Origin of the sequence: Pseudovibrio exalbescens DSM 16456, from assembly GCF_000422785.1 — a bacterium.
In the GTDB taxonomy this organism is placed as follows: domain Bacteria; phylum Pseudomonadota; class Alphaproteobacteria; order Rhizobiales; family Stappiaceae; genus Pseudovibrio; species Pseudovibrio exalbescens.
In genome coordinates this window covers 22,535-29,922 of the sequence record NZ_AUGS01000025.1, presented here as the reverse complement: position 1 = coordinate 29,922, position 7,388 = coordinate 22,535, and the positions used below count along the sequence as shown (strand labels likewise).

The window sequence follows — 7,388 nt, the reverse complement described above, 5'->3', positions numbered from 1 at the left end:
CCAGATGTAAGCTGCCGCTTGTCATGGGGCTCTGGTGGGCCCTTGCCAAAAACCGAAAAGCCCTGCGATCCGTCGTGGGGCTTTTTTGTTTGGTGACTTCCTACAGAGCGAGATTGCAGACTGTGGTGGGCCGCACCTGGATACAACGCCGTGACTGGGTTAGCCTTCCATGTTGATAAGCCGTTGCAGGCCAACGGCTTGATGGGGAAAAGTTCACAAAAGCAGAAAAGCGCCTTGATCTCTAAAGCTTGGATCGGTATCTACGCGGTCAAGGACACGTGGCCGAGTGGTCGAAGGCGCTCCCCTGCTAAGGGCGAGTGCTTTTTTTATATTCTCACGTAATATCAGTGAGTTATGTCACTTGTTGAATCGTGACTGTTTGGGTTTTGCAGATTTCCGCTTTTCTTCCCGAGAGAACGCATCCAGTACATTTTGAGAACCTTGCCGTGAGTGCGCATAGGTATCCAGAAGCACGCGCGGGCTTGACCAGCGGCCGTGTTTGGCAACATCTACCGGGTTCACGCCGCGCCTGACAACGGTCTCTGTGCCGAAGCCGTGGCGGCCAGCAGCATGCGGACCGATGTACTCAATGCCTGCTTGTTTACATGCGTGTTGCCACGGGCCGTATATGCTGTGCCGGTTTGCGTATCCAAAGACTTTTCCATTCCGGGGAGGGAGGTTTGCAAGGGTAACCACCATATCTGTTGTGATGCTCACCCATTGTGCCGGGTGGCCTTTGGATGGTGGCATCCAGACACGATGGTTTTGGAGATCAAGGTCATCTGGTACCAGCTCAATGGCTTGCGTAACTCGGGCCCCGGTGGTGAACATGAATAGCGCTAGCGCGCTCATATAGGGGTTTGCATGCTCGCGGAACTTATCAAGCCACTCCCATGAGCCGGGAGTCTTCTCGGCGCGGCTTTGCTTGCCTCTTGCCGCATCTTGAGCCTGACGCTCTGCGGGTGTGTAGGCTTTGACCTTGATGGGTGGCGTTCCCTTTATTTGGTGCGCATTGTTTATGACAGCGCTAATGGGAACAACGACCTGTCTTCTCCAGGTATCCGTTGCCGCTTTGGGGTAGATTTGCCTGCCCAGATTTCGAACTTCGTTGGGTGTTATGTCCCGGACCTTCTTTGCCGCCAGGTGGGGCAGGATCTTCTGAAGGTAGCCTGCCTCCGCCGGTTTGGCCGGGTACAGAATGACGGCTGCAGCGAAGGTCAGCTCATCTTTTTCTGATGGCGCATCTGGTCCAAGGATCGCACGTTGCCGCGCTTGCCTTTCGATCTCTGCGAGCTTCGCTGTTGCGACCGCTTCATCAGATGTTCTGAGGCTTCTGTCAATGTAGCCGTCGATGCCATCAGCGCGTCCACGGATCCACCATTTGAGGCCTTTTCGATAGATTGTGAGAGGCATGGCTTTTCCTCGAAAATACGATCTATATGTTCCGGCAAGAGCAGCATCGCATTGCCGAGAGTGCAAAAGGCACCCAACCGGCGAGCGCGCTCTCGGAGCTTGCGTTCAGAGACCGGGATTCCGCGTTCACTGAAAACAGTTACCCATTCATCCGGTGTTTTTCCAGCTTGTAGAACTTTAGGCATTGGTTGTGACATGCAACCCTCTAATATTCGCCTGAGGCTTTCATTTTGGCAGATCATGTTGCTCCTGCCAGCGTACCTGTTGACTGACGTTCCATTCTGCCCTGAACCAGCCATTCTGCATCTTTCCGATATTTCAAAAGGGGCCGTTTCTTGCTGCGATCAAGGCTGCATCCAAAGCCGGTGTTAGCCATAGGCCAGCACTGGCTAACAGCATCAAGAATGCCAGTTTTGCTGCTTCACTCAGCAGAAATACGGCATTTCGGATTCCGGGGTATCTGCCGAGCATTCGATCCTCCTGATTGTGTGGTGGGGAGGTGCACAGTGATCACGGCAGACTTTATTAGCGGTAGTATGGACAGTCTTCGAGGTACTCGAACTCGATGCGATTGACTTTCGATTCAGGTGGGCGTTTGTGATGATCTGCGAACATGCGCACGAAGTCTTCAGGGGAATACTCCGGAAAACCTTCGCGCGCGCAATCCTCTTGACTGATGTCTTTAAGGCACTCTGTTTGCACAGAAACGACCCGGATTTGACAAAGTCGTTTGACTTTTTCGCCCGGTTTTAGGCCCATGCCTTTTTCGACAGCGTTGAGAACTGTACCTGGCTTCAGAAAAGCCCAGCCAAAGCGCCGAGTGACTGTCTTTTTGCGGTTTATGATTTGCTGTTTTGTAAGAGCAAAACTCATGTTTCTTGGCATGCTATCACTCCTGTGAGAAGGACGGTCAGGGTTATCCTGACCGTCCGTATTACCCGTCACTATGGGAGGAGTGGTGGACGGGTTTAATCTGCAAATTATTTACATCACCCTATAGGGTTAATGTCAAACAATAAAGAGTGACTGGTCATATTTTCCGAAGTTGCATTTGAAGGACGCAGACCTTGTTACCCTCTGCATCCAAAACCACAGGGCCGATTTTCTCTGTTGGCAGTGCGATCCTCGTCAGCCAGCGCGCGAAGCCTGGATGCATAAGGGCGATAAGCCGTTCTGCTCCGACACCTATTGCTCTTTTGGCAAGAGCTCTGGCGTTGGCGGATAGCGCCTCGTTTTTTGTTTCTGGATCAAGAGTAGGGCAGGCCGTAAAGCGTGTAGCTTCCCAGCATTTTTCGTCAGTTGGAAGAAAGGGAATTTGAGGGTCTGGAAGCCCGTTCAAGCGCTTGAGAGCCGCATCCCTTATCATGTAGGACTGGCCGCCCATGTCAAATGAGCATGGATTCATGCGGCTTGCTGCAAGGACAACACCGTCCCGGTGGGTGATTACGTATTCCGTGTTTCCAGTGTCATATTGATCCCATTCGATGAGAGTATTGTGCGGAACTTTCCACTTAAGCTCATCGACAAATAGCGCCTTCCGTATCTGAAGGTGCTGAAGCCATAAATCCCCATATTCGTGGATGGTCTCGAAAGACATAGTGACAGATTGCATAGATCCCTCCTAGTTGAGTTAGGAGGCTACGATCGCGGATCTGAATGCTTTCGGCTGCTAGTTTATTTGGTGAACTTTTTGCTCCAGCCCAAAGCCGGCGCGCGCTGCAAGGGCGACTACAGTTGCAAAATTGTCGACGCCAATGTGTCGTTGGATTGCCTTTTTGCGCTGCTTGATAGCGTCTTCACTAACCCGAAAATGATGAGCTATCTCTTTTGCCTTGTGGCCTGAACTCGCGAGTTGAATTAGCTCCTTCTGTAACGGTTGCAAAGCCAGCGTCCGGTTACATAGCTCTTCAAGATGATAACCAGTGAGCAGTTGATGGACCTTTTGTTTCTCGGCTTGGCTGAAGGGTTTGGTTCTTGCCACACCTGCGATCAATCTATTTCCGCCAATGCAGGATGAAAAGGCAATGCCAGCCTTGATGTCTCTAGCGTAGGCTGCCGACAAAAAGCTATTATTCGGATTTGTGATTTGCCACTCGATCAGGCCGGTGTTGTTCAAGCCGAATATTACAACCGGGTCATATTTTAGGCCGTTCATCGCAAAATACTCGCTTTGCCACTCGGCGCTGTAAGTGGTTTCCAGGTCGACTTCTCCCATCGTGAATCGACCTTTTCCAATCGCGTAGCCCTGATAGGCTATAAGCTTAAAGTTCTCGTCCATAGCATTGTCCATTTAACCCTTTCGGGTGAAAATACTATAAAAAGTAATATCTCCGCAACCACATAGAAAACGTGTTGTAGAGTGGAACAAACAGTAGGTGCGCGGGTGCCTCTGCATGCGTCAAAAAGGAAACTGCATGAAGGCCTAACCCTTTAAGGTTACATTCACCAAATTTGTATTTACACCTGACGATGGTTGTGTAAGTTTAACCTGCATACTTTACGTGAGGTTGCTATGGATTCTAAGCAAAAAAGTGCAAAGGTGGAATTATCGATTATTATTAGCCGGATGTCCGATGTTCAGGCTGGTGAATTGTTGAAGAAAATAAAACAAAATCAAGAAGCAAGCTATTTCAATTTATCCAGCAAAGAGCGCGCTTCATCTTCGGACATTCCGTTTATGAGTTCATAAAGTTCGGCTTTAGCGGTTGATAGTGGGTTGTCACTGTCCAATATTTGCGCTGACGGCAGTCCGATCACGCTACAAATCGCTTCGAGGGTCGACCAGCGTAATGATTTAGTGTCTGCTCGCAGGAACTTAGACACTGTGTTGATGCTGTAACCTGCTTTTTCCGAAACTTCCTTAGGTGTCATTCGTTTGTAGGCAATAATTGCTGCAAGATTTCGCCGGCGCCGATCCCAAAGATCCTCTTCATTGGGCTTAACAGTACTTTTTTTCACGTTAGGTATCCCTTGGGGTTAAGAGTTGGGACATTTTCACCCTTAACGGTGAAAATGTGAACATGCCAAAAAGTGATTTCATCAAAATAAAAAGATGTTATATAACCCTATAGTGTGAATGTAGCTATAAGGGGGTTTGCTATGGAAGATGGAACCAGAATTCCGAATCCTGCTGAGTTTCGGGAATGGGTTATTCAAACCATGGCGGCTCTCCAAATTAGCCCGCACTATTGGAGTACCGCCGCCGGTATTGGTCCTAACGCAATCAGCAAGTTTATTAGCAACGAACAACGAGACTTGCGGATGGGAACAGCCTCCGCAGTTTACAGCGCTGCTTTTCGGCTCGCAGCGGAAAAAGACACCGTTCTTCCACCTCTCAAAGCTCGGCAGGTTTTCGACGGCGAGCCAGTGGGCGATGCTCATGTCTAGTGCTTGTTGCGGCTGCATAATCCCCACAAAGCCATCAGAGTGCTCTAGCAAGCCAGTGTCGAACCTCATAACCTTCAACGAACATTCCAGCTTGTCCATTACTCAACCAATCGATGCGATCCGAGCGAAATGTACGGACTTCATCTACTTCCCAGCAGTAGGCATCGATATAGAAAAAGTGCTCGCCGATTTCGGGGTCTGGGTACCAAATGGTTTTAACCCGAATGGTGAGTTCGCTCTCTATTCCGTACCTGTTGTGATAGCCGATTGTGAGCTCTTGGCCTACGAGCGAGCTTATGCCCCTATTTTTATCTCGGCGTTGAAGATACTGATTTCTGTAGTGTTCAAGTTGCTCTTCCTGATGCTGCTGTTCGCGGCGCTTGCGCAGGTGGCGCCTTTTGGCAAAAAACCAAATGAGGAACACAAGGGCGAGGAAAATGAAAAGGGTAGTGGGGCTCATGCAACAAGCTCCCTGATCTTTTTGAACAAGATCGCAAAGCTTTGCCAGCGGTTGTTATTAGTGCGAGGGCTGGTGTCGATCATTGGCCCATTCCCTCACTTCATCACCGCAAACAGAGTTCCTAGGCGGCCGTGCGGGCCTGAGGGCCTCGCTGCCGATTTTCGTTCCGTCCGGGCGCCTGCCGTGCTCGATGCACCAGTCGCGGTAGTCTATGTCTCCTTTATCTCGTGGAGCGTGTTGCGGGTTCGTGATCATATCGAACAAGATTACACCCGCCATGATTGCGAAGTGTACAAGGATGACAAACGCTGTGGGGGCGTTGTTTGCCTCATCCGGAAACTTGCTGCCGCTCACAATCACGACCATGCATTTCGATATAACAAGAACGCAAAACAACAATATATTCAGACGCATAGTAGCCCCCCGTGGCGCGGTGTGTGTGATCCACGCTACCAATCACCGGTAGATTCGGCTCCCCTGCAAGCAAGGGGGATAGTTCATGGGGGGGAAGGTGACTGCGCCCGCAGTTTGTTGGCAGGCCGGGGTTACAGGCTCGGCCTGTTGCACGCCCCAGAGCCTAGATCAGGCTATTTCTTCGTCTTTTACCTGCTGTTGGTAGACGGGCACCACCTCTGCTTTGAATTGGGCAACAACCATTTCCAGTTCCTGGGCGTTGTTGCTGGTCAGTTGCTCGGTTTCTGCGGCCAGCAGGGACACCATGTGCCTGCACACGGTTCGGCTGCCACAGCTACAGATCATGGAAAATGTGCCGGGCCCGTACACAACGTGGACCCGCTGTTGGCGTTCGTTTTGTGGCTTAAGATCAAACGTGAAACTTGGCATGTAATTACTCCTTCGAGTGCTTGCGGGAGCGCGATTAAGCGTGCCTTCCCGGCATTTTCGAAAAAGGGCCATGCCATCAAGGTTACGCCCCGCAACTCCCTGAAACTAAATGGCTACAGGCGCAGTCGTGGTTGGGCGTGCAGTGCCAAGTTTGCGGGAATTGCCCCCGCTGGTGATACCAGCGGCATTTTAGGGAGATCTTTCGTATGACAGGGCAGGGCATTGCTGCGGACCAACTGCGGGCGTTCGTGGAACGCGTGGAGCGGCTGGACGAAGAGATCAAATCATTCAACGACGACAAAAAGGCGGTTTACGCAGAGGCCAAGAGCAATGGCTTTTGCGTGAAGACGCTGAAGAAAATCATACAGGAGCGGCGGAAGAAACCACAGGAACGCGAGGAGCTGGAGGCGCTTTTTGACCTCTACTGGCACGCGTTGCAAAGCGGAGGGGCAACTGATGCAAGCACCTAAGTTTTTTCCAGGTTCGGGCTTTCCAACCAGCTCGGTGATCCGGTTGGCGGCGCGGTATCGCGAGGCGGGCGTGTTTCCAACGTATGACCCGGCCGTGCTGATGATGGCGCTACGGATGCCTGAGCGCGCACCGGAGGCTTTGCTGGCGGAAGCGCGGCATATCAACCGGACGGGGCGCTGGCAGAACGAGGAGGAGGCGCGGCGCAAGCGGCGCAAAGCCAGCCCCAGAAAGCCGAGCGTGAAAGCGCGTGTTGAGAAGATCCTCCAGCAGGAGGCTGCGGAGGCCGGCATTTCCGTTGAGCGCTTGCGTGGGCGGTGCCGAAAACGGCCATCGCTTCAAGCGCGCCGTGAAGCCGTGGCCCGGTGCCATGATGAACTGGGCCTGACCTGCAAGCAGATTGGAGAATACTTTTCCGGACGGGGCGCAGAGGCGGTGCGCACCTTGTTGCACCGCGCGCAGGCGGCGCGGCAACAACAGGCGGCTGAGGATGATGTGCATCGGCTGATGGAGATGCTGACCGAGGCGGAACGCAAGAGCCTCAAACAGCGTGCTTTGGCGCTGACCATAGCTGAAGAAATTGCGTGCAAACATGAACGCACCTTGGCGGAAATTCGTGCGCGGCGGCGTGCGCCGGCGCTGCACGGCGTGCGACGGGAGGCGCTTTACTGGGCATGGGAGCGCACAAACCTGGGGTGGAGCGAACTGGGGCAACTGTTCGGGCGCGGGGCTGGCCATGTGGCGGGCCTCGTGCGCGAGTACGCGGAGCTTCATGGGCTGCGCGCCCCTGAAGGCATGGGGAGGGTAGCTGCATGAG

At 52.5% G+C, this 7,388-nt stretch carries 10 protein-coding genes; 4 read left to right on the top strand and 6 right to left on the bottom strand.

Features of this window, described 5'->3' with window-relative positions; all coding sequences use genetic code 11:
• Positions 1-357 precede the first annotated feature (357 nt).
• From G512_RS21200 to G512_RS0113975, 6 genes are all read right to left on the bottom strand, one after another.
• Positions 358-1,413, bottom strand: a complete 1,056-nt coding sequence (locus G512_RS21200) for a tyrosine-type recombinase/integrase (protein WP_051269374.1) — start codon at positions 1,411-1,413, stop codon at positions 358-360.
• Between the two features lie 318 nt (positions 1,414-1,731).
• Positions 1,732-1,884, bottom strand: a complete 153-nt coding sequence (locus G512_RS22625) for a hypothetical protein (protein ID WP_155943659.1) — start codon at positions 1,882-1,884, stop codon at positions 1,732-1,734.
• Between the two features lie 54 nt (positions 1,885-1,938).
• A complete protein-coding gene (locus G512_RS0113990; protein WP_028482262.1) occupies positions 1,939-2,298 on the bottom strand; it encodes an ASCH domain-containing protein in 360 nt (119 codons plus the stop codon).
• A gap of 145 nt (positions 2,299-2,443) precedes the next feature.
• The gene (locus G512_RS22205; protein ID WP_051269372.1) at positions 2,444-3,025 is read right to left on the bottom strand and encodes an acyl-homoserine-lactone synthase; all 582 of its coding nucleotides are present in this window, start codon (positions 3,023-3,025) and stop codon (positions 2,444-2,446) included.
• A 57-nt stretch (positions 3,026-3,082) separates the two neighbouring features.
• The gene (locus tag G512_RS0113980; RefSeq protein ID WP_162143384.1) at positions 3,083-3,691 is read right to left on the bottom strand and encodes a helix-turn-helix transcriptional regulator; all 609 of its coding nucleotides are present in this window, start codon (positions 3,689-3,691) and stop codon (positions 3,083-3,085) included.
• 347 nt (positions 3,692-4,038) lie between these two features.
• Positions 4,039-4,371 carry a helix-turn-helix domain-containing protein gene (locus G512_RS0113975; protein ID WP_028482260.1) on the bottom strand — a complete coding sequence of 111 codons (333 nt, stop codon included), beginning with the start codon at positions 4,369-4,371 and terminating at the stop codon, positions 4,039-4,041.
• Positions 4,372-4,512: 141 nt separating this feature from the next.
• Here G512_RS0113975 and G512_RS0113970 point away from each other — a divergent pair, with 141 nt between their 5' ends.
• The 4 genes from G512_RS0113970 (at position 4,513) to G512_RS0113945 (ending at position 7,387) form a co-directional block, all read left to right on the top strand.
• Complete coding sequence (locus G512_RS0113970; RefSeq protein WP_028482259.1) at positions 4,513-4,800, top strand: hypothetical protein; 288 nt, start codon at positions 4,513-4,515, stop codon at positions 4,798-4,800.
• A 91-nt stretch (positions 4,801-4,891) separates the two neighbouring features.
• On the top strand, positions 4,892-6,313 hold the full coding sequence (locus tag G512_RS22620) for a hypothetical protein (protein WP_143181345.1): 1,422 nt from the start codon (positions 4,892-4,894) through the stop codon (positions 6,311-6,313).
• Positions 6,310-6,573: a DUF2312 domain-containing protein gene (locus G512_RS0113950; RefSeq protein ID WP_036489823.1), complete on the top strand. Its 264-nt coding sequence runs from the start codon at positions 6,310-6,312 to the stop codon at positions 6,571-6,573. The genes G512_RS22620 and G512_RS0113950 overlap by 4 nt, the downstream gene beginning before the upstream one ends.
• Complete coding sequence (locus G512_RS0113945; RefSeq protein ID WP_028482254.1) at positions 6,560-7,387, top strand: hypothetical protein; 828 nt, start codon at positions 6,560-6,562, stop codon at positions 7,385-7,387. Before G512_RS0113950 ends, G512_RS0113945 begins: the two co-directional genes overlap by 14 nt.
• The last annotated feature ends 1 nt before the right edge of the window (position 7,388 follow it).